The sequence below is a fragment of the Candidatus Protochlamydia naegleriophila genome, from assembly GCF_001499655.1.
In the GTDB taxonomy this organism is placed as follows: Bacteria; Chlamydiota; Chlamydiia; order Chlamydiales; family Parachlamydiaceae; genus Protochlamydia; species Protochlamydia naegleriophila.
The window spans coordinates 76,630-100,442 of the sequence record NZ_LN879503.1 but is presented as its reverse complement, the minus strand read 5'-3'; the positions used below and the strand labels follow the sequence as shown (position 1 = coordinate 100,442).

At 37.1% G+C, this 23,813-nt stretch carries 26 protein-coding genes and 7 pseudogenes; 20 read left to right on the top strand and 13 right to left on the bottom strand.

Going from position 1 to position 23,813, the window contains the following annotated elements; translation table 11 throughout:
- Nucleotides 1-29: 29 nt before the first annotated feature.
- From PNK_RS12720 to PNK_RS13235, 3 genes and pseudogenes are all read left to right on the top strand, one after another.
- Entirely contained in the window at nt 30-1,190 is a 1,161-nt protein-coding gene (locus PNK_RS12720) for a hypothetical protein (RefSeq protein ID WP_158021836.1), read from the top strand.
- Between the two features lie 256 nt (nt 1,191-1,446).
- Entirely contained in the window at nt 1,447-2,325 is an 879-nt protein-coding gene (locus PNK_RS12715) for an F-box protein (protein ID WP_059062613.1), read from the top strand.
- A 484-nt stretch (nt 2,326-2,809) separates the two neighbouring features.
- A pseudogene (locus PNK_RS13235) lies at nt 2,810-2,998 on the top strand (IS1 family transposase); the annotation flags it as partial.
- Here PNK_RS13235 and PNK_RS13945 read toward each other — a convergent pair.
- From PNK_RS13945 to PNK_RS12700, 4 genes are all read right to left on the bottom strand, one after another.
- Complete coding sequence (locus PNK_RS13945) at nt 2,987-3,178, bottom strand: transposase (protein WP_059062611.1); 192 nt, start codon at nt 3,176-3,178, stop codon at nt 2,987-2,989. The pseudogene PNK_RS13235 and the gene PNK_RS13945 sit on opposite strands and share 12 nt — an antisense overlap.
- Before the next feature lie 107 nt (nt 3,179-3,285).
- Entirely contained in the window at nt 3,286-3,561 is a 276-nt protein-coding gene (locus PNK_RS14085; protein ID WP_079992977.1) for an RNHCP domain-containing protein, read from the bottom strand.
- A gap of 367 nt (nt 3,562-3,928) precedes the next feature.
- Nucleotides 3,929-4,468: a dihydrofolate reductase family protein gene (locus tag PNK_RS12705; protein ID WP_059062709.1), complete on the bottom strand. Its 540-nt coding sequence runs from the start codon at nt 4,466-4,468 to the stop codon at nt 3,929-3,931.
- 1 nt (nt 4,469) lies between these two features.
- On the bottom strand, nt 4,470-4,928 hold the full coding sequence (locus PNK_RS12700) for a MarR family winged helix-turn-helix transcriptional regulator (RefSeq protein ID WP_059062609.1): 459 nt from the start codon (nt 4,926-4,928) through the stop codon (nt 4,470-4,472).
- 157 nt (nt 4,929-5,085) lie between these two features.
- Here PNK_RS12700 and PNK_RS12695 point away from each other — a divergent pair, with 157 nt between their 5' ends.
- Both PNK_RS12695 and PNK_RS12690 read left to right on the top strand, forming a co-directional pair.
- The gene (locus PNK_RS12695) at nt 5,086-5,679 is read left to right on the top strand and encodes a type IV toxin-antitoxin system AbiEi family antitoxin domain-containing protein (protein WP_059062607.1); all 594 of its coding nucleotides are present in this window, start codon (nt 5,086-5,088) and stop codon (nt 5,677-5,679) included.
- Entirely contained in the window at nt 5,676-6,545 is an 870-nt protein-coding gene (locus PNK_RS12690; protein ID WP_059062605.1) for a nucleotidyl transferase AbiEii/AbiGii toxin family protein, read from the top strand. The genes PNK_RS12695 and PNK_RS12690 overlap by 4 nt, the downstream gene beginning before the upstream one ends.
- On the opposite strand, the gene PNK_RS12685 is transcribed toward PNK_RS12690, so the two are convergent.
- Together PNK_RS12685 and PNK_RS12680 are read right to left on the bottom strand one after the other, a co-directional pair.
- A protein-coding gene (locus tag PNK_RS12685) for an IS1 family transposase (protein ID WP_158021842.1) occupies nt 6,534-7,261 on the bottom strand; the annotation gives its coding sequence in 2 pieces (ribosomal slippage) (nt 6,534-6,793 and nt 6,793-7,261; 729 coding nt in all). The genes PNK_RS12690 and PNK_RS12685 overlap by 12 nt on opposite strands.
- 388 nt (nt 7,262-7,649) lie before the next feature.
- Nucleotides 7,650-8,552 carry a hypothetical protein gene (locus tag PNK_RS12680; RefSeq protein WP_059062603.1) on the bottom strand — a complete coding sequence of 301 codons (903 nt, stop codon included), beginning with the start codon at nt 8,550-8,552 and terminating at the stop codon, nt 7,650-7,652.
- Nucleotides 8,553-8,895: 343 nt separating this feature from the next.
- On the opposite strand from PNK_RS12680, the pseudogene PNK_RS13565 reads away from it, so the two are divergent.
- Nucleotides 8,896-10,093, top strand: a pseudogene (locus PNK_RS13565) (IS3 family transposase).
- A 40-nt stretch (nt 10,094-10,133) separates the two neighbouring features.
- Nucleotides 10,134-10,298 (top strand): annotated as a pseudogene (locus PNK_RS13215) (transposase); the annotation flags it as partial.
- Nucleotides 10,299-10,330: 32 nt separating this feature from the next.
- Here the strand turns inward: PNK_RS13215 and PNK_RS12665 are convergent.
- Nucleotides 10,331-10,843 (bottom strand): IS5 family transposase, encoded by a 513-nt coding sequence (locus PNK_RS12665; protein ID WP_059062596.1) that lies wholly within the window; start codon nt 10,841-10,843, stop codon nt 10,331-10,333.
- A 72-nt stretch (nt 10,844-10,915) separates the two neighbouring features.
- On the opposite strand from PNK_RS12665, the gene PNK_RS12660 reads away from it, so the two are divergent.
- The 3 genes from PNK_RS12660 (at nt 10,916) to PNK_RS12645 (ending at nt 13,265) form a co-directional block, all read left to right on the top strand.
- Nucleotides 10,916-11,643, top strand: a protein-coding gene (locus PNK_RS12660; RefSeq protein ID WP_158021841.1) for an IS1 family transposase whose coding sequence is annotated in 2 segments (ribosomal slippage) — nt 10,916-11,384 and nt 11,384-11,643 — 729 coding nt in all. Because the reading frame shifts where the segments join, the coding sequence is not laid out codon by codon here.
- A 106-nt stretch (nt 11,644-11,749) separates the two neighbouring features.
- Nucleotides 11,750-12,157: a transposase gene (locus tag PNK_RS12655; protein WP_079992975.1), complete on the top strand. Its 408-nt coding sequence runs from the start codon at nt 11,750-11,752 to the stop codon at nt 12,155-12,157.
- 589 nt (nt 12,158-12,746) lie between these two features.
- Nucleotides 12,747-13,265, top strand: coding sequence for a hypothetical protein (locus tag PNK_RS12645; RefSeq protein WP_059062592.1), 519 nt, complete (start codon nt 12,747-12,749; stop codon nt 13,263-13,265).
- Nucleotides 13,266-13,405: 140 nt separating this feature from the next.
- Here the strand turns inward: PNK_RS12645 and PNK_RS12640 are convergent, their stop codons facing one another.
- Together PNK_RS12640 and PNK_RS12635 are read right to left on the bottom strand one after the other, a co-directional pair.
- The gene (locus PNK_RS12640; RefSeq protein ID WP_059062590.1) at nt 13,406-13,666 is read right to left on the bottom strand and encodes a hypothetical protein; all 261 of its coding nucleotides are present in this window, start codon (nt 13,664-13,666) and stop codon (nt 13,406-13,408) included.
- A gap of 619 nt (nt 13,667-14,285) precedes the next feature.
- Complete coding sequence (locus PNK_RS12635) at nt 14,286-14,510, bottom strand: hypothetical protein (RefSeq protein ID WP_059062588.1); 225 nt, start codon at nt 14,508-14,510, stop codon at nt 14,286-14,288.
- Nucleotides 14,511-14,822: 312 nt separating this feature from the next.
- Between PNK_RS12635 and PNK_RS12630 the strand changes: the two genes are divergently transcribed.
- The 3 genes from PNK_RS12630 (at nt 14,823) to PNK_RS12620 (ending at nt 16,673) form a co-directional block, all read left to right on the top strand.
- The gene (locus PNK_RS12630) at nt 14,823-15,863 is read left to right on the top strand and encodes a site-specific integrase (protein ID WP_079992974.1); all 1,041 of its coding nucleotides are present in this window, start codon (nt 14,823-14,825) and stop codon (nt 15,861-15,863) included.
- 206 nt (nt 15,864-16,069) lie between these two features.
- Entirely contained in the window at nt 16,070-16,411 is a 342-nt protein-coding gene (locus PNK_RS12625) for a type II toxin-antitoxin system RelE/ParE family toxin (RefSeq protein WP_059062587.1), read from the top strand.
- Nucleotides 16,401-16,673, top strand: a complete 273-nt coding sequence (locus tag PNK_RS12620; RefSeq protein WP_059062585.1) for a hypothetical protein — start codon at nt 16,401-16,403, stop codon at nt 16,671-16,673. Before PNK_RS12625 ends, PNK_RS12620 begins: the two co-directional genes overlap by 11 nt.
- A gap of 241 nt (nt 16,674-16,914) precedes the next feature.
- On the opposite strand, the pseudogene PNK_RS13820 reads toward PNK_RS12620, so the two are convergent.
- Nucleotides 16,915-17,061 (bottom strand): annotated as a pseudogene (locus tag PNK_RS13820) (toxin-antitoxin system HicB family antitoxin); the annotation flags it as partial.
- A gap of 482 nt (nt 17,062-17,543) precedes the next feature.
- On the opposite strand from PNK_RS13820, the gene PNK_RS12615 reads away from it, so the two are divergent.
- Together PNK_RS12615 and PNK_RS12610 are read left to right on the top strand one after the other, a co-directional pair.
- Entirely contained in the window at nt 17,544-17,807 is a 264-nt protein-coding gene (locus tag PNK_RS12615; RefSeq protein WP_059062583.1) for a hypothetical protein, read from the top strand.
- Nucleotides 17,804-18,102: pseudogene (locus PNK_RS12610) on the top strand (Tn3 family transposase); the annotation flags it as partial. The gene PNK_RS12615 and the pseudogene PNK_RS12610, both read left to right, overlap by 4 nt.
- Nucleotides 18,103-18,708: 606 nt before the next feature.
- Here PNK_RS12610 and PNK_RS12605 read toward each other — a convergent pair.
- Nucleotides 18,709-19,158, bottom strand: a complete 450-nt coding sequence (locus PNK_RS12605; protein WP_059062581.1) for a DUF4158 domain-containing protein — start codon at nt 19,156-19,158, stop codon at nt 18,709-18,711.
- A 160-nt stretch (nt 19,159-19,318) separates the two neighbouring features.
- Between PNK_RS12605 and PNK_RS12600 the strand changes: the two genes are divergently transcribed.
- The 3 genes and pseudogenes from PNK_RS12600 to PNK_RS13555 form a co-directional block, all read left to right on the top strand.
- Entirely contained in the window at nt 19,319-19,885 is a 567-nt protein-coding gene (locus PNK_RS12600) for a recombinase family protein (RefSeq protein ID WP_059062580.1), read from the top strand.
- Between the two features lie 426 nt (nt 19,886-20,311).
- Nucleotides 20,312-21,022 (top strand): hypothetical protein, encoded by a 711-nt coding sequence (locus tag PNK_RS12595; protein ID WP_059062578.1) that lies wholly within the window; start codon nt 20,312-20,314, stop codon nt 21,020-21,022.
- Between the two features lie 74 nt (nt 21,023-21,096).
- Nucleotides 21,097-21,414: pseudogene (locus PNK_RS13555) on the top strand (Tn3 family transposase); the annotation flags it as partial.
- 17 nt (nt 21,415-21,431) lie between these two features.
- Here PNK_RS13555 and PNK_RS14080 read toward each other — a convergent pair.
- Both PNK_RS14080 and PNK_RS12590 read right to left on the bottom strand, forming a co-directional pair.
- Nucleotides 21,432-21,542, bottom strand: a pseudogene (locus PNK_RS14080) (PIN domain-containing protein); the annotation flags it as partial.
- On the bottom strand, nt 21,542-22,000 hold the full coding sequence (locus PNK_RS12590) for a helix-turn-helix domain-containing protein (protein WP_059062575.1): 459 nt from the start codon (nt 21,998-22,000) through the stop codon (nt 21,542-21,544). The pseudogene PNK_RS14080 and the gene PNK_RS12590, both read right to left, overlap by 1 nt.
- Nucleotides 22,001-22,502: 502 nt before the next feature.
- Here PNK_RS12590 and PNK_RS12585 point away from each other — a divergent pair.
- Nucleotides 22,503-23,168, top strand: a complete 666-nt coding sequence (locus PNK_RS12585) for a tetratricopeptide repeat protein (protein ID WP_059062572.1) — start codon at nt 22,503-22,505, stop codon at nt 23,166-23,168.
- Nucleotides 23,165-23,740: a hypothetical protein gene (locus PNK_RS12580; RefSeq protein ID WP_059062570.1), complete on the top strand. Its 576-nt coding sequence runs from the start codon at nt 23,165-23,167 to the stop codon at nt 23,738-23,740. The genes PNK_RS12585 and PNK_RS12580 overlap by 4 nt, the downstream gene beginning before the upstream one ends.
- Nucleotides 23,741-23,813: the final 73 nt, after the last annotated feature.

The window sequence follows — 23,813 nt, the reverse complement described above, 5'->3', positions numbered from 1 at the left end:
TTAACTATTGATTTAACAGCGAGGTAATTTTGCAGCAAACTTGTCATAATGCGATATGGAATTCGAATGTATTATCTGATTGGTACGCTAATGAAATTAACGAATATGCACAGACAGACAATCCTTGCTTTAACCTATTCAAGGCAAGAGTGTTAGCTGCTACGATGCCTGCTTTTTTAGCCTTACAGCTTTCATTTGAATTATTGCTGGTTAGCATTCCAAGAGCCTTCTGTGAATGCGTAGTCGTTTTATCTAAAGCTGTTGTACAATTAGCCAGTTTTCCAGAAACGTCCCTGAAGGAGAATTCTTCATTAATTGGAATCGAACCCGAAGAAGCTGTTTCTGTCAATTACACAGCTGGATTCGATGAGACTCTTCCCCCCGAACGATTGATTCAAAGATTGACTCAAAATAATGCATTGCTTGAGAGTATCCGAACTCACAGGTTTGACAATCAAGCTAGTTGGAAGACGATAACTGATCGAACGTGGGAAACAAATGAAAATTGCACCAGACTAAAACGCTTAATCTACGAAGACACAAACAGATTTTATCTAGAGCTGGGCAGTCCAGAGTTAGGCAGCCATTTTTTCTATGAGTGTTTAACTTATCCTTGGGGAAAGGCTTATTTAGAATTCTTAATTAGAGAAACTCCTAAGCACTTTTTAGATAAGCTCGTAAAAAGAAATGCGTATGCCGAATTGGGAACTATTCTACCTAATGACCAGGCAAATCTTCATGATCTTTTTTTGGGAAATGCGCAAGACCCTAGATATCAACATCTCTCAGAAGATTCATTATTAGATTCAATCATTAAACAGTCTCCTAATCCCGAACAAAGCGCTAATCTGCTTCGTTTATTTGAAGAATGCATTCCCGATCTATGGATGCGGCTTGTTTTTCGCCATGGATATCAGCTTCCTATTCCGATTGCAGAGATTCAACCAAACGTAGAAATGAGCCTTGAAAAGAGGCTTGAGCATGCGATCATCATGAAATCAGTGGATCTATTAAAAGAGCTTTGCCAACAAATGAATGATGCTTCTTTCAAACTGGCGATGAAAAGGCTGCGCAATAGATATCCAGCTTTTAATGCAGAAATACTGGAGCTTGAGCAACAAGTATCTCCTCGCTTTGGACTAGGTTTTTTTGATGGTTTTGTGGATATTGATTTGGTTTTTCAAGCTTGAGGATTTTGGGTGCGTGAATCACATAGCGCACCTAAAAATCAAATATCTAAGCCTTACAACCTTTAGGTCAATGCTGAAAGAACAGTGGCTTTTTTAGTAAACCTGGCGGGTGATACACTGCATAGAAGCGCTGGAAACGATTAAGAGGTCATAAAATCATGATTTGGTTAGATAAATTAATTTGCCGATAGGTTCATAATTACATCTTTAGGACTACCAACAATTTGCTAATTAAATTTAACAAAAAGGTTTAAAAATGTCTCTGATAGTAGATCAAATAATTGGATATAGTTATAGTTGTCAAAATGTTAATAAAACAAAAAAAGATTTTATTAATATACTCCCAGATCATATTTTCTCAGAAATTTTTTCTCACTTAAATATCGCTACACTTGGAGTCATTTGTTGTGTTAGCAAAAAATGGAAACAATTAGTAAGTGAACCTATTGTATGGAAGATGGCTATTTATAGAGAAATTGCTTTCGGAAATGATAAATGGGCTAAATATTTTGGGGAAGATGTTGTAAAAGACGAAGATAACAGAGAAGAGCTTTTTTCTTTACCCGCAGATGATTTCATTACGGATTGCAAAAAATTCAAAGCCATATTTCCTGAAACAAATGTCAAAGATACTCTTATGCTTGTAAGGCTTCCTAAAACTTTGAATGGTGGGCTTACCTTAAAAAGCTTGGGTCTGCTTGCAAGGACAAAACGCTTCGTTAGAGTGACTGATACAGGTTACAGATTTTTTTATGGTGCTCAACGTGATGATTACAAATATCGGTCAATCGATAAATCTCAATGGGTGTTAATGACAAAAAATATCATTCCAGAAAGCGTAAATAAAAGTTATGTTGAGCAACAAAAAGTTGTCGCTGATTTAGCTCAAAAATCTCTAATCAATTATGAAGTTCCTGGGACACTAGAAGCGGTAACTTGTATTTATTCAGAACTTTTTAAGTCAAACACACGCTTATTTCACTGTAATACAAAGATTTATATGCGCTGTAATGATATTGATGAAACATATCGTGAGCAAGAAGTTATTGGGGGCTTCGGCATAGATGGCATCCGCATCACTAAGGCAAGCAATGACCACCCCAGGCTTGGCGTTGCGGCCATGCGGAAGTTCTAAAGTCACTGGTTCTTGATTTAACGATTTTGGAAGTAAAAAACCAAGGCAATTCAATCTGATTAAATTTTATTTTTAACATGTATATTTTTACTCAGATTGACTTCTTAACCCATAAGCATTTTTTGTAGCTAGAGATAACGCATGTTTTCGCTCAGCAGGCATTAGAAACGATTAAAAGGTCATGAATTAATGAGCAAAGTCATCAAAGGAGTGCCATTTAAGGACGGAGAAGAAGTCAAAGATCAAGAGCAAATAGCGTAAAAATCAAAACAAATTGAGGAACGCTCATGCACAACTTTTGATAAAATCTCTATTGTCAGAAGAGAATAAATTGTGTATGCTTTTAGTTTTTGAATATACTTTGGTAGTCCTAAACATGTAATGCTGAGAAAAGATTTCGTTTGACTTTTTGATGTCGTTTGGGTTTTCGTCTTTGGTTTATAACCCAGGAAAACAATGCTTCTAGAATGTCCAGCTTGCTCTTCAACATCGACCGGTTGGAAAAGAATCAGGTAAAACAAGCTACATTGAAAGATTTAATAATACCCTCAGACAAAGATGCTCTCGACTGGTGAGAAAGACTCTTTCTTTTTCGAAAAAACTAGCAAACCATATAGGTATGCTAAAATATTTTATTTGTGACTACAATCAAAGGCGAGCATTACATCTTTAGGACTACCGTTTTCCAAGAACCAAATTCTTTTGGTAAGTCTCTCCAAGGAACCCCTGTGCGCAAAGCCCAAAAAATTCCCTCAACCGTTAACCGTATATTCTTCGGTGGTCTTCCCTGTTTTCCAGGTCCACCAGGAAGCAAAGGAAGGATTTTTTCCCAATCCTTGTCCTTTATCATCATTCTTGTCATCCTAATCACCATTCTTTTTCAAATAGTGATAACTGATTTGATGTTTTAGGGACAGCCCCTAGTGCTCTTGACTAAGTTTAATTAATTTTTCCCAATCGTCAGGTTGGGGAACCTTCTGCAATTTTATTTGTCTTTTCGACGCCACATCTTTGACATCGATGGATGATCTGCCATCCCTTTTTGCCATTGTAGTTCAATCGACAAGCTACCATTACGCCATTGCACGTGCTATTTCTATCGCTAGGACTATTGTCTACGTGAATAGACCCCAAGCAAAATGGACAATGATTTCGATAACTCTCATTCTCCAATGCCCTCACATGTTGACTATAAATAACACAAATAAAAGGCGTGTTTTCTTCTTTTTTGCCCATTTCCTACCCTTCTTGAAGTTGTTTGAACAATCATCAAGAAAGTAGGGTTCCGTTTAGGTCTTGCTGTTTGGCTTATCGTTAAACAGCCATCGGGCTTGTCTAAACTAGTGACACATTCACCGCTGTTCCTTTAGGGTTCGCGATTACTTTCAGCTCCAGCTTCATTAAGGCTTTCATTTCATCCTTAAATCCGAACCTCTGCCAATTTTCTTTTTTGTATTAGCCACTGTAAGGCGGACTTGAAGCCACCTTCCGCTGATATGTGTAATTTTAGACTCACCGATCTTTGGCGTCGTCCCCTAGAAATGAGCCTTTAATCTCCATTTAATTTCGTTCATAAATCCTTGTTTTTACGAATATGGTTATTCTATTTTTTTAATTTGTAATATTCCTGGTGCACTCCAGAGCCATAATCAATCGATTTTTCTCTGATAAGTTCATCAGCCTTCAAAGCTTTTTGTAGAGTTTTGAAAGGAATGCCAGCCTTGAGAACCTTCGGAAATACTGTCACGATAAATTCATCTACAAAACCCTCATCATAGAACGCTTCAATCAATTCAGAGCCTCCTACCATCCAAAGGTTCTTTACCTTCTCTTCTTCGATCGCCTTCATAAAATCAGGAATACTTTCTGAAACAAATTTAACATCTGGACGTTGAGTTCCCCTGGGACAATGGGAGAAAATATAGGAGGTTTTTCCTGGATAAGGCCAATCGCCAAATCCTAGAATTTGATCGTATGTTTTTCGCCCAATTGCTATTGCATCTACGGAATCATAAAAGGCATGATAGCCATAATCTTCGCCGCCTGTTTCCTCCTCAGTCTGAGGCAACCAATCCACACTTCCCTTTTCATCGGCAATGTATCCGTCTTGGCTTGTTGCAATATAAACAATCACTTTTGTCATGTCAGATCCCATTCTCATTAACTTTTAAACTGTTTAAGACATCTACAAGGTTTCTTTTGTGTTTGTTGATGCAATCGAAGAAACGTCCATCCACCTGTTCAACAATTTTTAAGGCTTCTGCTGCTAAGGCTCTCCCCTTCTCCGTTAATGAGAGAGAAAAAGCTCTAGGATCAGAAATCCCTCTTTCTCTTTGTACTAACCCTTTTGTCTCAAGAGTGCGTATCACCTGCGATGTCATCATGACATCAGCCCCTACATGTTTACTTAATGCCGCTTGATTTACAGTTTCTTTGCGATCTTCTAAAAACCCAATGCCAGCGAGCAGAGCACATTGGACGTGAGTTAAATTCAATTCGGACAGGGCCTTTCTCTGGATTTTTTGCCATAAGTTAGTCACCTGCCAAAGTAGAAAACCTGGACTTTGATCGGGATAATCAAAACTTATATCAGCCTGTGCCATCTCTCTGATCCTTTTTAGAGTGTGAAACCACTTAGCTTACAATAATTACGATTATTATAAGCGAACATATTATAGAAATGCAAGTGCTTTTTCCTAGGGTAAAATATACAAAATCTACCCACTTGACTTATTTGGGTAGATTTTGTAGAATTAGGGTATGAGACATTCAAAATATGAAAAGCAATTAGAGCCGTTTCAGCATGTTCCTTTCTTTACAGCTGAGCAAGCTGTGGATCGAAACGTGCCAAGGCATGCGATCACTTATTTAGTCAAAAAAGGGACTTTGGAAAGAATTTACCCAGGGACATATCGCTTCAGTGAATATGAACCTGAAGTCGACTTTCAATGGGAGAATTTAGGCCTGATAGCAGCGGGTATGCCGGAAGGAGTCATCTGTTTGATTTCTGCTCTTTGCTATTATGAATTAACAGATCAGGTGATGAGAGAAATCTGGATTGCTATTCCTCATGAATCTTATGCTCCTAAAAGGCCAAATACAAAAATCATCAGAATGCGTAACATTTCCCTTGGAAAAACCGAAATTTCTGTTGGGGAATATAAGGTCAAAATTTTTGATCAGGAGCGTTGCGTGGTTGATGCCTTTCGCTACTTAAGCAAGGAGATTGCTATAAAGGCCATTCAAAGATATTTCCAAAGTACAAATTATAAGCCTGATCCCAAGAAACTAGGCGCATATGCAAAGGCATTACGTGTAAACATTACCCCTTATATTTTATCGTATACAACATGACATCAGATTTAGAAAAATCCTTTAAAGCCAAGCTACGCGCAATCGCAAAAGAAAAAAATCGCGATCCGGCAGATCTTTGGCAAACTCTGACGCTAGAACGTTTTCTCGTACGCCTGGCTAAATCAGAGTACCGCAAGCATTTTGTTTTGAAGGGAGGCATTCTCCTATCAAAGTATATAGAAATTGGAAGGGAAACAACCGATTTAGATTTTCTTGCAAAGAAAATAAGCAATGAAGTCAACGGTCTCAAGATCGTTTTTGAGAAAATCACAAGCATAGACATACAAGATGGCTTTCTATTTCAAGAAATTAAAATCAGCGAACTTACCCACCCACATATGGGATATCCAGGAGTGGAAGTATCGATGATAGCTCATTTTGGAAAAACAAGGTTTAAAGTCGCAATCGATATTGGCTTTGGTGATATTGTCGATTCTATTGAATACTCGATTCCTCTTACAAAATCCTCTAAAGGCAGTCTTTTCGAAGGGAATGTTACGCTCCCCTGCTATCCAAAAGAATTCATTTTTGCTGAGAAGTTGGAGACAGTTATCCATCGCGGCTCATTCAATAGTCGCATGAAGGACTTTCACGACCTTTACTCCATGATCTCCTCTCAGCCATCCCTTGGTAACATTGAAGAGATTATCCGTATGGTATTTGAGCATCGAGAAACAGAGCTTGCTTTGCCAATTACTTATGAGGCGGATGAATTGAACCGATTACAGAATTTTTGGAATGAATACTTGAGAAACTTACGTGCAGAAAATTTAGCACCACTTCCAGAAAATATCGCTGATGTCATTGCTAAAATCAATCATTGGTTGCAATTGAATACTAGATTATTGGTAGCCCTAAATATGTAGTGATTTCAAATTTTTGTTATAATCACAGATAAACATTTTTATCGCACCTATGTGGTTCTCAAGTTTCTTTGAAAATGACAAAGCTTTTCTGACTAATCTTGAACATCTCTGTCTGAGCGTGCAATTAAATCCTTCAATGTAACTTGTCTTCCCAGATTCTTTGCCGACAGCACTATGTTGCGACCATGGGATAACTTCATAATAAACCGAGAACTTATCTGTGTAAAAGTGGGCTTTTTTTTTAATTCTTCGGGCAGCTTTGCCATTAGAGCCTCTCCCGCAGCCTTATTCCGCTTACCCACATGGAATGCCAAAATCTGCCGAGTTGAAGAATGCATAACAAGCCATAACCATTGATCATTACTTTTGCTTCCGACAAAACTCCACATCTCATCTCCTTCAAGCACAGCTACTTCAAATTCATCATTTTCTGCAATGATGGTTGCATTTAAATCTTCAGGAAGAGACTGAAATGTTTTTTCCATAAACCCTAATAACCAAGGCATGCTTACATCAAAGATTCGACAAATACCTTCCAACGAAACTCGTTCTAGAAGAGATCTTCGAATCCGCTCTTTAATATCATCTGAGATAATCTTATTTTGAGGCTCTTCGACAAATTGTTTATGACAAGCAAGGCATTTGTATTTTTGTTTACCTGAATGAATTGAACCATTTTTACGAACTGTTTGTGATTGACATTGAGTGCAGCAAATCTTCATGAGCTTTCCAATTTTTTCATCAAAAATACTGGAAATTCTCATAATCTTAAACTTTTAAATCACTACATGTTTAGGGTTACCCAAAAAGGGGTAGTCCTAAAGATGTAATGCTCGCCTTTGATTGTATGAGTTTTATAATAGTTTAGTTTAATAAATAATATTAAGTAAAGCAAAGAAATATTATCAAAAGTTGTGGATTTCCGGGATAAGGTGGCTGTGTTGAATAAATCACCTTAAGTGATTGGAAATCAGTAAAACCTATAACAGATTATCAATGACTTAAGTTCATTTATTCAACACAGCCGCCGAAGCCATAAATGTTTTAGTAAGCCGATTTATTTCTCAGCTAATTAGCTTAGATTTTTTTAATCAGCTTACCTTCTCACAAACATGAATTATATAATCGATTAAATGACTGTGATATTCTAAATTTTAAATCTGGATCTTGGTCAAATTTAGATAAAAACATCTGTTTATCTAAATAAGGAAGCTCTTCTATAGTAGCTGAAATTGTTTGCGAATATATAATTTGTAATTGTGAGGCATCTTCTTTTTTTAAAATTACTTCATAATGATTATAATTGACAGTGTGAAGATATTTTTTTTGTACAAAACCTGCAATAACCATAGGATCATCACAATGCTGAAGAGGCGTTCGTTTAGCATATATGGGAGCTCTAGATCCCATAACTAGTGTTTTTATGAGATTAACATCAGATTTTTTTGGAAGAACTGTTAAAAAAATACCTTGACAGCTTGAATCGCATTCATATCCAGAGTCGGGACTACCATTTAAAAATGATTCGATATGTCGTCTACCTCCACCATGGTGCACCATGACTGGTTCATTTTCCTCATAGACATCTCCATTATATCCGTTCCAGCCGTTAATTTTTTTAAAATTTGATATAATTTGATCTGACGGAATTTCCTCTTTTTTTAAATCTTCAAAAGCGTTTTTTATCACGTGACAGAGATCTGAAGAGCTAAGTTTTTCATCTAAAATCACATAGCTTAAACCTTTTGCAGATAGATTCTGCCGTCTAAATTTGTCGCATCTTGAACCTGAAAATAAAGCATACGCCAAGTCTTTTGCTTTTTTCTTATCTTTTAGGCACTCATTTAATATTTTATCAAAAATTTCATCACATTTACCCGCGACAATATTTTCTAGAGATTCATTTTTTAATATAGCGAGATTATTAGGCAAGGTCTGATCATCGAATTCAGTTGCTATTTGATAACATGGATTTATTTGTGAATAGCTTTCTGTTAATCTAAACATTATTAACTCCTTCATTTTAATTGTTGTTTAACATTCTGGATTTTAATAAAAACACAATAATAATTAAAGCATTTTCATTTTGGTTGAATAGGGCTGTGTTGAATAATTAGGCTGTGTTGAATAAATGACTCTGAAGAGTTGAGAGAAATGCTGAAAAAAAAGAAACTCCTTGTCTCTCTGGCAAGAAAAAGCAAAGGAATTTCTGATGCGTGAACCCAATTGCTCATATATCTATTAACTACATCATGTGTCTGGTCTCTGATTCTGCAAGTGACATTGCCCCTTAAAAAAGGTCCAACAGAAAGTAGAAAATCATGCTATCCTTTAAAAAAAGGAAAACAGCATGAAGAAAAGATTCACAGAAGAACAAATCATTAAAATCCTAAAAGAAGTTGACTCTGGAGTGCCTCTCGCAGAAGTTTGTCGTAAACACGGATTCAGTACAGCTTCTTATTATAAGTGGAAAGCAAAGTTTGGTGGAATGGATGTTTCCGAAGCTCAACGTTTGAGAATCTTGGAAGCTGAAAATGCTAAACTTAAAAGACTTGTTGCCGATCAAGCTCTAGATATTATAGCTTTAAAGGATGTCCTATCAAAAAAGTGGTAAGCCCAGCTGCTAAGCGACTTTGTGCTAAATGCCTGATGGACAATTATCGCTTTAGTCAAAGACGTGCCTTTAAATTATTGGTATTACATCGATCAGTTGGGCGATACATGTCGAAGAGACAAGGAGATAAGCAAGAGAAAGCACTCATTAAGACGGTGGCTCTTGAAAGACCTCGATTTGGCTATCGACGCATTCACCTTGTATTGAAAAAAAGAGGCCTTGAGATTAACCATAAGAAGCTTTTTAGGCTTTATCGGGAAATGGGCTTAAAAGTTAGAAAGAGAGGAGCTCGAAGACGTGGGGTTGGTATAAGACTTGCGAGAATAAAAGCTTCACAAGTCAATGAAGTTTGGAGTCTTGATTTTATGTCAGATAGGCTTGCAAACGGGAAGAAAATCAGATTGCTCAATATTGTAGATGAATTTACGAGGGAAAGTTTAAAAATGGTTGTAGACACATCTCTTTCTGCATTAAGGGTAGTCAGGGAATTGGAAGAGTTAATTAAAAGCAGAGGATGTCCTAGACAAATTATAAGTGATAATGGGACAGAATTCACAAGCATGGCTGTTTTAAAATGGTCAGAAAGAGTAAGCATTGGATGGGATTATATAGAACCTGGTAAACCAATGCAAAATGGGCTGTGTTGAATAAATCACCTTAAGTGATTGGAAATCAGTAAAACCTATAACAGATTATCAATGACTTAAGTTCATTTATTCAACACAGCCTGCAAAATGGAAGGATAGAAAGTTTTAATGGGAGAGTGAGAGATGAATTTTTAAACCAGCACTGGTTTAGTAGTTTGCAAGAAGCTCAAAGTTTAGCAAAAGAATGGAGGGAAGACTATAATAATTGGCGCCCCCATAGTGCGCTGTATGGTCTTTCACCTGAAGAGTTTAGAAAGGCTTATGATCTAAAAACAATAAATGCATAGATAGTGCGATTTTCTATTGAAGAATGGACCTAATTAAGGGGCAATGTCAGAAACTGTAAACTATCAGCTAAAAAACATTTCCCAGATAGAACATACTCGTCATAGGAGTGGAGGAAACTTTCTTGTGAATATCTTGGGAGGATTGGCTGCATATAGTCATCAGCCGAAGAAGCCATCATTAAATTTGGTGGAAGGAAAAACATAGCTTCCGATAGCTGCCTAAAAAAAACCCAAAACTCAGGTTGTTAATTCACAGCACACAATTTCCAGGGTTTCTGCATCTATTCCAATGTGAAATTTTCTCCATGTTCTGCGTTTACTCTTTCCGTGCACCTTTACTTTCCATTCCCCTTCTCCGTGTACCTTAAGTCCTGTAGAATCAAAAATGATATGCCGCGCTTGCTTTCCCTTCGTCAATTGACCGACTCTTTTATGAAGCGACTTCGCTCGCCTCGAAATCTGTGAATAGCTTGGTATTGGAAGATCAAGACCGATTGCTGTAAAAAGCGATTGAGCAAATCCTTGCAAGCTCCTTAGAGAGCGTTTATACACTTCTCTAAGAATCAACAGCATCAGGATAGCTTCATCAGAATATGTTGCAGGCCGTCCTGCTCGACAAGTATGATAGGAAGAAAACCAGTTTTTGATGGCTTTTTCATCCACCCAAACAGTTATGCTTCCCCTTTGGATAAGGGCTTTGTTATACTCAGCCCAATTTCGAATGCGATAAGTCGGGGTAACCCTAAACATGTAGTGATTTAAAAGTTTAATATTATGAGAATTTCCAATATTTTTGATGAAAAAATTGGAAAGCTCATGAAGATTTGCTGCACTCAATGTCAATCACAAACAGTTCGTAAAAATGGTTCAATTCATTCAGGTAAACAAAAATACAAATGCCTTGCTTGTCATAAACAATTTGTCGAAGAGCCTCAAAATAAGATTATCTCAGATGATATTAAAGAGCGGATTCGAAGATCTCTTCTAGAACGAGTTTCGTTGGAAGGTATTTGTCGAATCTTTGATGTAAGCATGCCTTGGTTATTAGGGTTTATGGAAAAAACATTTCAGTCTCTTCCTGAAGATTTAAATGCAACCATCATTGCAGAAAATGATGAATTTGAAGTAGCTGTGCTTGAAGGAGATGAGATGTGGAGTTTTGTCGGAAGCAAAAGTAATGATCAATGGTTATGGCTTGTTATGCATTCTTCAACTCGGCAGATTTTGGCATTCCATGTGGGTAAGCGGAATAAGGCTGCGGGAGAGGCTCTAATAGCAAAGCTGCCCGAAGAATTAAAAAAAAAGCCCACTTTTACACAGATAAGTTCTCGGTTTACTATGAAGTTATCCCATGGTCGCAACATAGTGCTGTCGGCAAAGAATCTGGGAAGACAAGTTACATTGAAAGATTTAATTGCACGCTCAGACAGAGATGTTCAAGATTAGTCAGAAAAGCTTTGTCATTTTCAAAGAAACTTGAGAACCACATAGGTGCGATAAAAATGTTTATCTGTAATTATAACAAAAATTTGAAATCACTACATATTTAGGGCTACCCCTTTTTGCGCAATATCTTTCACGTCAAATTTGAAATAGTATGCGAATAAAACAAGCATGGAGTAGGCTGCTTCTCACTACAGAACACAGAGACTACCCATGCAAACTGGACCGACTTATCGCATTCGAAATTGGGCTGAGTATAACAAAGCCCTTATCCAAAGGGGAAGCATAACTGTTTGGGTGGATGAAAAAGCCATCAAAAACTGGTTTTCCTCCTATCATACTTGTCAAGCAGGACGGTCTGCAACATATTCTGATGAAGCTATCCTGATGCTGCTGATTCTTAGACAAGTGTATAAACGCTCTCTAAGGAGCTTACAAGGATTTGCCCAATCGCTTTTTACAGCAATGGGTCCAAGCTATTCACATATTTCGAGGCGAGCGAAGTCGCTTCATAAAAGAATCAGTCAATTGACGAAGGGAAAGCAAGCGCGGCATATCATTTTTCATTCTACAGGACTTAAGGTACACGGAGAAGGGGAATGGAAAGTAAAGTTGCACTGAAAGAGTAAACGCAGAACATGGAGAAAATTTCACATTGGAATAGATGCAGAAACCCTGGAAAGTATTAACAGGGAATGATCGAGGAGATGCTGAGATAGCAGAAAACATGTTGGTAGATTTGCCATGCAGGGTAAAATCTGTGAGGGGTGATGGGGCTTATGACGCCAGTAGATTTCGTAAGAAGGTCTATGACAAAGGAGGAACTTGCATTGTACCGCAGATGCTACGCAATCAAAATTTGATTTTTTAGTGCATGATAAAACAAAAATTACAATCTATCAATAGAGCAAGATAAGTTACGTAAATAATGCACATTAATTCCTATGTTGAACATGTATATATTATCAGACGTTAGTGGCGCACTGAGATTGCTTTTAAACTTCACTTCTCTTAAGGAAGTACTCTAATTTACTTTCTCTGTTAAATGATTAATTTAAATCATTTCCGAGTAAAATTTCTAACGCCAAAAGTTTGTCATTTCGTAATCAACAGGCAAATCTCCAAAGGCTATCTAGGATAAAAAATAGTCTTTATCTATTATATATCCTATTGAAGTTCGACTTTATCATGTTTTAAGAAGGAAATATAGATGGTAGAAATATTACCTGGAGAATGTTTTGAACGTATTTATGCAGCAGTGAATAAGGAGATTGATCGATTAACAATTCCAATCGACCGATTTGATCCAGATCCAAAAAGTGATCGAGAACTCATAACTAGAAGAAAGTGTGGAGATATCAAGCACGCTCTTGACCGCTTATTTCAGGCAACAGTTGCGAAATATCCGGACCTCATAATCGATAATAAAAAGAGACCTTTCTTACCGGATGAAATAGACAAAAAACAGGTGGCTATATGGAATCTTTCGACAATCGATGAGATGCTTGACGCTCAGTTTAGTATATGGGAGACTGAAATCGAACCGTGGACTTCAGGAGATATGGATTTTTCTGGGCGTGAAGCAGGGTATAGAAAGCAAATTTCTTTGCGTACTGCCTTAAACATTTCCCGTAATAACATATTTAATTATATGGGTGAGTCAACTTGGGGACCTCTGTGGGGGAAAACCAAAGCATTGGAATTGGTTGAAAAAGAATTAGGCATCTAAATTTATTTAATGCTAATTTTTCTATTTATTATGCATGTCAACATAATGTTTTTAAGCATTATGTTGACATGCATCTGGTATCTCATAGATTTTAAGATTGTCTATAATTAATTTGAATAAGGTCGATAAGATAATCAATTTTATAAGGCATCCCAATCCACTCGCTTCATCATTTCGTCATGAGAAATTGTTTCAACTTCACCTTTTTCGTATTTGTCCATTAGGATGTGATATTTTTCTATTTTTTCTGCTTCTTCTTGTCTAGCAAGTTCCATCAATTTGTCTTCCAGAGCTTGGGTCCCACGCACGCTTAATCCTAAACGGATAGCTTGGATTTTTAATTCTTGGTGTAAAGGTGTAGGAATATCAAAATTAATACGGCTTTTTTCTACATGTTTCATAAAAACCTTCTGTTACTTTTATAATACCAAGTGGTGGGTTTTATATAAATGAGTGAAGATTATCAGAAGATTTATAGGTAGATGATAAACCTTCAGAAAACTTTGACATTACCCCTTAATTAGGTCTATTTTTCAATAAAAAATCGCACTATCAATGCATTGATTGTTTTTAGATTGTAGGCCTTTCTAAACTCTTCAGGTGAAAGACCATATAGCGCACTATAGGGAGCGCCAATTATTATAGTCTTCCCTCCATTCTTTTGCTAAACTTTGAGCTTCTTGCAAACTATTCAAACTATTCTGATTTAAGAGTTTATAAATCAGTGGGAGTTTCTATCAAGATTATCAGATTCATAGGTTTAAGAAATCTTAACGTGCTTAATCTGAGCTGACCCCATTTGGTAAAAGTTGACAGACATTGATGGCAATTAAATGATTTTTTATCTTAATTATATTAAAGTATGTCTCATATCTTAGCATTTTAGAAGCTTCTTTTGAGACTATCTCAATTTTTTCCGATATTCAGAACCCAAATAAGCATGTGTCGAGACGCTGTGTTGAAAGTCATTGATAATTTGTAATATATTTTAATGATCTTCAATGACTTAAGGTCATTTATTCAACACAGCCCATTTTCTCCACATTCTTTTTTGTACAATTCGATGAGCGCTTCACAAACAATTTGTGAACGTGCGGTTCTTCTATCAATTCTATTCTTCCTTAAACGATGGATATAAAGCTCAGTCAAAGCATTCTCAGCTTCTTCGTTTAAGTACGTAGTAAATTTATTTTTTACATAGCTTTTCTTCTTTGAGCCTAAATTATCTTCTGACTGTTCTTCCATTGCTCACTCATACCTCTTTAATGTTTTGATGTATTACCTCTATATCTACATATCTATGTTAGTGTAAAAATTCATAAATGTATAGAAGTAAATATTGACTTACCTATTTATTGACAAATTTAGTAAGCGGTTATAGGTGTTTAAAAGTTTTACCTTTTTATAAATATATATACTTTGCATTAATAATGCTAAAATGTTATTCTAACGTTCGATAATGTGTTCTTATCGAACGTTAGAAATTGGAAGTAAGATTTTTGAAAAATGGAAAAAACTGGCAAATTTTATTGGATCGAAAACAGTTGAAGGTAAGCCATGAATTCTTTGGATAAAGTTTTTCTTGAAGAGAATGGTATTGTTAATGGCAATGAAATTTTAGAGTCGCTGATTTATGCCTCTAAATTAGCTAACGACTATGCTAAAAATTCACGCTCTAAAAATACGGTAAAAAGTTATGGTTCGGATTGGAAAGACTTTAGCTTCTGGTGTCAAGCTAGAGGCTTGAGTACATTACCAGCTGATCCATGTACTGTTGCTTGTTATTTAGCAGATAGAGCTTCTCAAGATTATATAGACAGTAATGAAAATCAAAGAAGTCCTTTAAAAACATCGACATTAGCTCGTAGACTAAGCGCGATAAGTCAGGCGCATAAAGTTGCTGGGCTTGATTTTAATAGGAAGCATCCTTCAATTCAAGAAACTTGGAAGGGAATCAAGAATACTCATGGAACAGCTCAAAAAGGAAAAGAGCCCATTTTAATTGAAGACTTAAGACGAATGATTGACAGCATTCAACTTGAAACAGAAGGCGAGAGTAGATTAATAGGATTCAGAGATAGAGCTTTGCTTCTGCTTGGTTTTGCGGGGGCTTTTCGTAGATCAGAGCTTGTAAGCCTTCAATTATGTGACTTGAAGCTTGTTAGAGATGGTTATATTATCTATTTAAAGCGATCTAAGACTGATCAACAAGGGGAAGGAAGAGAAATTGCGATTCCTTATGGATCCAATCCAACCACTTGCCCTGTTCGGGCTTTGCAAGATTGGATTAATGTAGGATGCCTTCTGGAAGGCCCTCTTTTTATGCCCATTAATAGACATGGTCAAAAATCAACGAAAGCAATGAGCTCTCATGCTGTTGCCATTATAGTTAAAAAGTATGCAGCAACAAAGGAAATAGCAACTGGCATGTCTGGACATAGTTTGAGATCAGGCTTTGCTACCTCTGCTGCAATGGCTGGCGTTCAGGAATATGCCATTATGAAGCAAACGGGGCACAAAAGATCCGACACTTTAAAGAAATATATTCGCTCAAGAGATCTTTGGAGAGATAATCCTGCATCTAAAATAGGGCTCTAGTTGTATTTCTGACTCTTATTCAAATTGATTTTACTAGAAAAAAAGTGAGTTCTTTCATTGAGGCTTAGAAAAACCTAATCTTAGGAACATTTGCGCTTCATACACGAATCAGTTAATTCGCTAATATTTTTTGAGGTGAATGACTCTATCTATTTTATAATACAGTCAGCTTGTTATAAATGTACAATATATAGTACAATAAGGCTATGAATAGGTATGAAGTAGTCCAAACAGATAAATATAAAGAATGGTTCGACAAACAATCCTTGAAGACCAAAGCCGTCATTTCTAAAAGAATCAAAAATATTAAAGAAAGTGGCTATTTTGGAGATTTTAAGAATGTTTCTGAATACGATAAAGGTATAACAAAGAACTGCATTTTTGAATTACGTTGGGATGATGGCAAGCGTGTTTATTATGGAAAAGTAGGCTCTATTTATTTACTTCTTCTATATGGGGGTAACAAAAATGGACAAGACAAAGACATTAAAGAGGCAAAAAACCTCTTCACATACTACGTTGAAAAAGGGGGAGAAGTTGAGAATTAAAAAAGGGGGTAAAATAAGTGAATTCGAACCTGAAAAATATTTAAGCAAAGAGTTCATAGGTTCTGCTATCATGGAATGTCTTATTAATAATGATCCTGAGGGCGTGGTGGAATTACTTGAGATTTACATGGATGAACATAATAAAGTTGCGCTTTTTAAAGAAGCAAACGTAGCTAGATCTACAGCCTATCAAGCGTTTAAGCATAAGAACCCAACTATCAAGACCTTGGCAAAGATAGTTTCGACCGTCGCCATCTATTAATTTTTCGTTTAACTTTCTGAAAGTATTGTGAGCAATTTGAAGATTATATTCTAGCGCAACGCTCGAAGCTTTGCAAAGGCTTAATGTGACTATCTAAAATTGCATGGTTTTAGCGATGTCATGAAAGTCACTGGACTGCAAGCTGTGACAAGGAAAATATGGCTGATAATGCCAGCAATAAAGTTTAGAATGGTTGTTGGATTGACATTGCCTACTTTAAATTCCAGCCTGTTAAACTTAACTAGCCAACAGCTTGTTGTAGAGTTTGATTAATATAGTGATTAAGACCGATTCCACGGTATTTTGCATCAGTAGCAAGTTTTGCATGTAAATCAGGTTTTAATCGTAAATGAATATTCCCTGAGAAAAGTTTTTCTGGTTCCTGGCCGCGTTCCTTACACTAGCCTAGATAACCATCTAATGTAATTACATCACGCAAACCTATTATTTACTGACATAGGAATATGCCATTATGAAACAAACGGGACACAAAAGGTCTGACACGTTAAAGAAATATATTCGTTCTAGAGATCTTTGGAGAGATAATCCAGCATCAAAAATCGGTCTCTAGGGGGTCAGCTCAGAATTTGAAGTCACAATTCTGCATCGCATGATCAGAAAAAAACCAGCTCTGTTATGCTCTCAAAATAGACATTAAACGTTTTTTCGATACAGTTAATCACAAGATTCTCAAAACTCTCCTTCGAAAAATATCGCAGGTGAAAAAGCGTTAAAAATTATCGATACAATCATTGATAGCTTTCAAGTTAATAGCGGCCCTTCTGGGAGTGTGGGAATTCCTCTAGGAAATGCAACCTCCCAATTATTTGCCAACGTTTATCTTGCGGTAGGAAATCATTAAGGCAAGGAATGCCAACCAATCACGTAAAGCCCCAAAAGACATACCTACAGGCTTTGTATCCAAGCGTTGGGAGAAAATTTTTCTTTTCAGATGATGGAATAGATCGATGTTTTTATGAGTTATGTGTCTTATCAGAACTTAAAAATGCATTACGTTCAGGCAATCTTTGTATGCATGGATCGCGTCAGTTTAAAGATTTTGAAGAATATTTATTACCCACAGAAAAATCTGCTTCATTGAAAGAAGCTAAACAGTCTCCGATAATACTATGATAGGTGATGCTATCAATGTAAAACACATCAAGAGTCCTTGGGATGAAATTCTGTGTCTAGCAGCTTCCATTAAACAAGGGACTGTTACAGCCAACTCGGAAGTTACCCACATCAGAATGGCTTATCAATGACATTAAGAGAAATCGGGCGGATTGAACGCACTATTTTTAATCTGGCTTGGTTACAAAATGTTGAATTACGCCGTCGCGTTAAGGCTGGACTAAACAAGGGAGAGGCTAAAAACGTGCTGTCTTTTTCAATCTACTTGAGGGTTGGCCGGAATTCTGACGAAAATGGCCAAATCGCCATTTGACTATGGAATATAACTAGTAAGCTCATTGATAATTATTTGTGAGTGCATTTTTTCGGTTATAGAGGGCAAAATCCCTTATAGCTTCAATAATTGAGGTGTCGTTCGATGAGGATTGAATATTCAGCAAATCTACAAAATTTAACAACATTAGCCTCTGAGAGCGATAAGAACCCAACATAAAGGGAATATAATTATTTCCAGAATAGGCCATGTGTTCATCGCATTCCGTAACCAAACGTTCCGGATCGCCCCGAAGAGATGCAGAAATTCTTGTTATTCGCTCAAGGTCGCTTTCTCCCTCTCGATAGGCATGTAGGACATCCCTAAACTGGCTGATAAGGCCTTCAATTTTTTTGTATGCTCAAGATGGTACTGTTTGAGTCCCGATCTGCCCTATTGTGTAGTGAGCTCACCTTGCGCAATAAGATAGTTACGGCGTCATCCAGGGCCCTTTGGCTCAAATAAAATCAAGGTATAGCGCTTCTCCGGTTTGATCTTCTTCAAACAGCGCTCTGGCTTCAAAAACAAGTTGCCGCCATATCCCAACAGGAATGTGGCTGACGTCTGGGAGAAGACTAACCCACTCCTTTAACCAAGAGAGGTGGTTGAGATAAGACCTGGCTTCTTTATTGGTGGGCTTCTTAGGTTCTTTTTTGAGTTTGTGCCATTGACTCTGTCTGTCGCTTTGCACTCTTCGTCAAACGTTTTCAGTTTTAGATAGCTCCTGGCTAAATCGCGGAGACGGTGTCGAGCCCCAGTTTGCTCTAATTCACGAAGTTGCCTATTTTCAATGTTTAGGTGACAACACTTTGCAATGTGAGCAGTGATATTAGAAAAGACATCGGAAGGTGGAATGAAATAGCCTAGCCTTTGGCCAGTCTTGAGCAGCACTAGAAGCGAAAGTTTCTCTATTTGGCTATTCCCCTGCTCGTGAATAAATTTCAACTCTTCTTGAGACGGGGTGTAGATCTCATCCAGTTCTTGATCTGTTAAATTTGGTTTAAATTGAGGGTAGGCAGTTTCATGGATGCTACTCATAAATCTCGATGCAAAATTTAGAAATTTCCATAATGCCTTCCAGACGAGTAAAGAAAACGGACATTTTTTTAACTGCGCATTTTGCTATTTTCAGATCGCTCGCCTTCCTAGATTGAAGAGAGTAAAGAAACCTATTTTTTAACTAAAATGTGGCACCGAAATGCTAATTGGATATGCAAGAGTTTCAACAGATGATCAAAATTTGGATCTCCAAAAAGATGCACTCACCAAAATTGGGTGTGAGCGTATCCTTGAAGATCACCTGAGCGGAGCAAAGGATCAAAGACCTGGACTACAGAAGGCATTTGATTATGCAAGAGAGGGGGACACTCTCGTTGTGTGGCGTCTGGATCGACTCAGTAGATCCCTAAAAGATCTGATTGAAATGGTTAATCTTTTAGATGAAAAAGGGATAGGGCTGAAGAGCATCCACGAGTCGATTGATACGTCTTCAAGCTCAGGAAAACTCATTTTTCATTTTTTTGGCGCGCTGGCTGAATTCGAACGCAACCTCATTCGTGAAAGAACACAAGCCGGTTTACAGGCAGCCAGAGCAAGGGGGCGTAATGGAGGTCGACCTAAATCACTGAACGCTGACAAAATGGCCTTAGCAATAAAGCTGTACGATGAAAAGAAACATTCTATAGGTCAAATTTGCCGGATGGTGGAAATTTCCAAACCCACTTTGTATAAGTACATTAAAGATGGAAAATGCCATGTTTTGTAATAAAAGGTGAGCTGAAGCCGATTTGGACATTGCATCATATCCTACCAACCCTCAGGCCCTTCCATACTCATCAGTATTGCAACTATTTTGCCCCTTTTGTTGAAACTCCCTGGAAAATCTCCAATTGAGTTAAGGGTTGGCGGCATCTTGCCTAACACCACTCCTTCATCTTTCTTTTTTTCTGTCCTATAAATAATTCATTTATTTTTCCTGAACCTACAACTTCTTATTTAAAATTTAAGTTGGCTTCGTTATAAGCTTTCTGTTTATAAAAATTCAGCAAGAGTCGTTTATGCTTCACTTTACTAATACGGCTATCATTATAGCGATAGCTTTGTTGTTCTCGTCATCTTTACATAGGCAGGTTTTTGCATTTTTAGAAAAGATAGGAATTAAACCCAACAAAACAACAAAGCGAGCTGCATTATGGTTAGCCTTTATAAGTCTGCTACTTTTAACAAGCTACTTCTATCTAGTGTACTTGTTACTTTTTCGCTGGCCGTCGTAAACCCTTCCCCCGCTTACGCACAAATTAATATTGGGATGAATGATATTACCTTTGCTTTGAAGATGAAAGACTTGGTCGACAAAGCCTGGAAGTACAAAGACAGACAAGACGTCACTAAGTTATTGGATACCGTTTTTGAAATCAAAGTGGAGACTGAAGCGTACTCAGGTGTTAAAATCAATATTGACCAAGAGCTTGACAAAGCTGAAAAAGAGCTTAAAAAACAAGCTGGCAACAAGATTCCTAATAAAGACATTCAAGCTGTTAGGAAGTACATCAAGAAAAAAGAGAAGAAAGCTCATCAGCGCGCTATGTGCATGGCCGCGTACATTCAAGACTCTCCTCCTGGTATGACCTTTGAGGATTTTGAATTCTCTTATCTAGCAGCTCATGGTCATGACAAGGAAGATAAAGACGACAAAGAAATGAAAGAGCTTCCTGTTAAGCTGGCGGTTGGTATTTCCATGATGCTAGCTGGCGGATTCTTATGTGGTGTTGGTGTCTTACTAAAGATTCAACCTTGCATTACCTATGGAGAAGCTTTAGTGATTGGTGGCGTTAACTTCGCTATTGATGGCTATGCTTCCAAATCTGAAGAAGATAAGAACAAAGAAAAAGACAAGCGTTAACATAATTCTGGTAACATGGTTTTACCATACTTATAGTTTAACCGTGTTAGTAACCTGAGTTTGAAGTTTATCTAATTGGCGAAATGCGCGATCACAGCTTCGAAAACTAGCGTTATCGAACTTCTCATCTTAATCTTGTGATAGCTGCAATCGTTCTATGGAACACTGTATATTTAGAGCGAATAATCCAGCACTTGAAAGACAATCGTTAAACAATCAATGAGAGTCTACTCAAACATTTATCTCCACTTGGTTGGGAACACATAAATTTGACAGACGATTATGTTTGGCGACAAAGTAAGGTGATGGAAAAAGGCGAATTCAAACCTTTTATGATTGGCCAAAAAGAACTCGAAGATAATTCGTCTAAAATCCAAAATATCAGTTCTTAAATGAGATCCGATTTTCTAGTACAGCGAGTTCTAAATAAACCCCAAGAAGCAAGCTGTAGAAGTAAATCTCTTATCTGAGCCGGATATAGTACACAAGCATCAAGTATAACAGTGAAATTAGAATACATTAATAACCCATATCAAGTTCTTGAGCTTGATTAGTCAACTCTTCCAAAGCTTGTTGACTTGTTTTATCTGATTTTTCTTTAAACTCCTTAAGATCAGTAAATAAAACTCGTCTATGTGTACCGACAAAGTGAAAAGGAATTTCCCCTTTTTTTAATAGCTTAATTAAATAAGGGCGAGAGACATTCAATAGGTTGGCAGCTTCTTGAGTTGTCAATTCAGCATGAATAGGAATTAGGGTAACAGCATTACCCTCGGCCATTTCAGAAAGAATCCCAACCAACAGTTTTACAACTGAAAAAGGTAGAGTAATGCTTGATTCACTATTCTCTATCTTTATAGAAAGGTCCTTTTCTTTTTTTGGTAAAATAGCGGCTAGTTCACGGCTAGATTGTTTAGCCAAACTGATATCATGCTCTTTAGGTAAAACGGGGCTGGTTTCTTGTAAAAGAGTGGCCATATATACCTCCTTGCTATTATAGATGGTATCATAATTTAATTATACAACCTAAACGAAATAAACGAAACGAAGACGTGTGATATTAAGCTGCATGCCTTAACATACTACGTCTGATAATATTTAAAACGATTCCATCGTGCTTTTCCGAATTTCTCATTAATGGCATCGACAAAGCCCTCATAAAAGCATGCCTTTTAGGATGTGAAGACCCTTAAGAATAGGTCTGAAATAACATTAGATTTTGGAATCAAATCCAACAATACCCTCTCCCACTTTTATATCTTTCGCCTTCATGATAGATACGACCCAAACAACGTTTATAGTTTCCCTAGTATTAAAATACTGACGTAAAGGAGGTTGAGAATCAACCTGAGATTCCAAGAAGACAAGTAGGGGTCAGCTCAAAATAGTGCGGATCCCTTGCGAGTAAAATACTGGATGGGCGACATGATGAAGCATTGGAAGATGCTAAATATCTAGCAGAGAAGGGAGAGAAAATCGCATGGCTTCCTCTAGGTTATTTATACTTTATGGAAAGGATCTAGAACAAGCAAAATTCTGGCTTGAAAAAGCGGCTCTTGGAGGGCAAGCCAACTCAGATGAAGCTCAATTCTTCCTCGGTACGTTATATACCGACTATCACACCGAACACTTTGATCACATGCCAGTTGACTATGAAAAAGCTCTCTATTGGCTCAATAAGGCGTCGAAAAAAGATCATGCAAGAGCTCAGTTTTTCATATCACAATTATATTACACAGGTAGAGGAGAAACGATTCCTCAGGACTATTTAAGATGCGCTTATTGGCTCAAGAAATCAGCAATTGGGGGATATGAATCCAGTCAATATTTGCTTGGATTGATGTTTATGCAAGGAGAGGGAATCGACCAAGATCGTGAGCAAGGGTTTTATTGGATAAAAAAAGCCGCTCAACATGGTATGTCGCAAGCAGAGTATAAATTAGCCTTATGCTACATCGACGGGATTGGAACCAACAAAGATTATCGAAGGTTAGAACATTTATGTAAAGTAATGTCGCATGACAGATTGACAATGTTATTGTATTACAGTATTTCCCCAAATCGTCATTTGCATGATTTTTACATTAAAATTTTTGCAATATTCCGAGATTGTGGTATACTAAATTACAGGAGGACAACGAAATGACAGCATTACAAGAAATCAGAACTCACCTGAATCCTGGGCAAGTCTATAGACGATCAGATATCAAAAAATGGTCAAATGCTGTTGATCGGCATTTGAATCAGCTTCAAGAAGAAAAAGCTCTACTTAAGCTATCAGGTGGAATGTACTATTGTCCGAAAGAATCTCCGTTTGGACCCGTTCCTCCAAATGATGATGAACTTGTAAAAGCTTTCCTAAAGGATGATAGATTTCTTCTGATGACTCCCAACGCCTATAACAGCTTAGGAGTTGGAACCACTCAGCTCTATAATGAAACTATCGTATACAATCATAAACGCCATGGTGTCTTTCAATTTGGAATGCGAGATTTTCGGTTTGTCTTAAAACACCATTTTCCATCAGATCTCTGTGAAGAATTTTTACTGGTTGATCTTGTAAATCATATCGATCAATTGGCTGAAGATCGAGAACGGGTCTTAAGCCTTGTAAAGACAAAAGCACAATCAATGAATCAAGAACACCTTAAAAATGCGCTTTTAAAATATGGTGGAGTACGCGCAAAAAAAGAGCTCAAATCCATCGCGGAAATATAGACAATGACCGACTATTTGCATAATCACCCAAATTTCAACGACCTCATATTGATTTTATCAAATGAATTGTCCA

Excerpts from the sequence above, each read along its gene's own strand:
- PNK_RS12715 (WP_059062613.1), top strand. The coding sequence starts at position 1,447 with ATGTCTCTGATAGTAGATCAAATAATTGGATATAGTTATAGTTGTCAA.
- PNK_RS13945 (WP_059062611.1), bottom strand. The coding sequence starts at position 3,178 with ATGATGATAAAGGACAAGGATTGGGAAAAAATCCTTCCTTTGCTTCCT.
- PNK_RS14085 (WP_079992977.1), bottom strand. The coding sequence starts at position 3,561 with ATGGGCAAAAAAGAAGAAAACACGCCTTTTATTTGTGTTATTTATAGT.
- PNK_RS12705 (WP_059062709.1), bottom strand. The coding sequence starts at position 4,468 with ATGACAAAAGTGATTGTTTATATTGCAACAAGCCAAGACGGATACATT.
- PNK_RS12700 (WP_059062609.1), bottom strand. The coding sequence starts at position 4,928 with ATGGCACAGGCTGATATAAGTTTTGATTATCCCGATCAAAGTCCAGGT.
- PNK_RS12695 (WP_059062607.1), top strand. The coding sequence starts at position 5,086 with ATGAGACATTCAAAATATGAAAAGCAATTAGAGCCGTTTCAGCATGTT.
- PNK_RS12690 (WP_059062605.1), top strand. The coding sequence starts at position 5,676 with ATGACATCAGATTTAGAAAAATCCTTTAAAGCCAAGCTACGCGCAATC.
- PNK_RS12680 (WP_059062603.1), bottom strand. The coding sequence starts at position 8,552 with ATGTTTAGATTAACAGAAAGCTATTCACAAATAAATCCATGTTATCAA.
- PNK_RS12665 (WP_059062596.1), bottom strand. The coding sequence starts at position 10,843 with ATGTTTAGGGTTACCCCGACTTATCGCATTCGAAATTGGGCTGAGTAT.
- PNK_RS12655 (WP_079992975.1), top strand. The coding sequence starts at position 11,750 with ATGCAAACTGGACCGACTTATCGCATTCGAAATTGGGCTGAGTATAAC.
- PNK_RS12645 (WP_059062592.1), top strand. The coding sequence starts at position 12,747 with ATGGTAGAAATATTACCTGGAGAATGTTTTGAACGTATTTATGCAGCA.
- PNK_RS12640 (WP_059062590.1), bottom strand. The coding sequence starts at position 13,666 with ATGAAACATGTAGAAAAAAGCCGTATTAATTTTGATATTCCTACACCT.
- PNK_RS12635 (WP_059062588.1), bottom strand. The coding sequence starts at position 14,510 with ATGGAAGAACAGTCAGAAGATAATTTAGGCTCAAAGAAGAAAAGCTAT.
- PNK_RS12630 (WP_079992974.1), top strand. The coding sequence starts at position 14,823 with ATGAATTCTTTGGATAAAGTTTTTCTTGAAGAGAATGGTATTGTTAAT.
- PNK_RS12625 (WP_059062587.1), top strand. The coding sequence starts at position 16,070 with ATGAATAGGTATGAAGTAGTCCAAACAGATAAATATAAAGAATGGTTC.
- PNK_RS12615 (WP_059062583.1), top strand. The coding sequence starts at position 17,544 with ATGCCAACCAATCACGTAAAGCCCCAAAAGACATACCTACAGGCTTTG.
- PNK_RS12605 (WP_059062581.1), bottom strand. The coding sequence starts at position 19,158 with ATGAGTAGCATCCATGAAACTGCCTACCCTCAATTTAAACCAAATTTA.
- PNK_RS12600 (WP_059062580.1), top strand. The coding sequence starts at position 19,319 with ATGCTAATTGGATATGCAAGAGTTTCAACAGATGATCAAAATTTGGAT.
- PNK_RS12595 (WP_059062578.1), top strand. The coding sequence starts at position 20,312 with ATGGTTAGCCTTTATAAGTCTGCTACTTTTAACAAGCTACTTCTATCT.
- PNK_RS12590 (WP_059062575.1), bottom strand. The coding sequence starts at position 22,000 with ATGGCCACTCTTTTACAAGAAACCAGCCCCGTTTTACCTAAAGAGCAT.
- PNK_RS12585 (WP_059062572.1), top strand. The coding sequence starts at position 22,503 with ATGGCTTCCTCTAGGTTATTTATACTTTATGGAAAGGATCTAGAACAA.
- PNK_RS12580 (WP_059062570.1), top strand. The coding sequence starts at position 23,165 with ATGACAGCATTACAAGAAATCAGAACTCACCTGAATCCTGGGCAAGTC.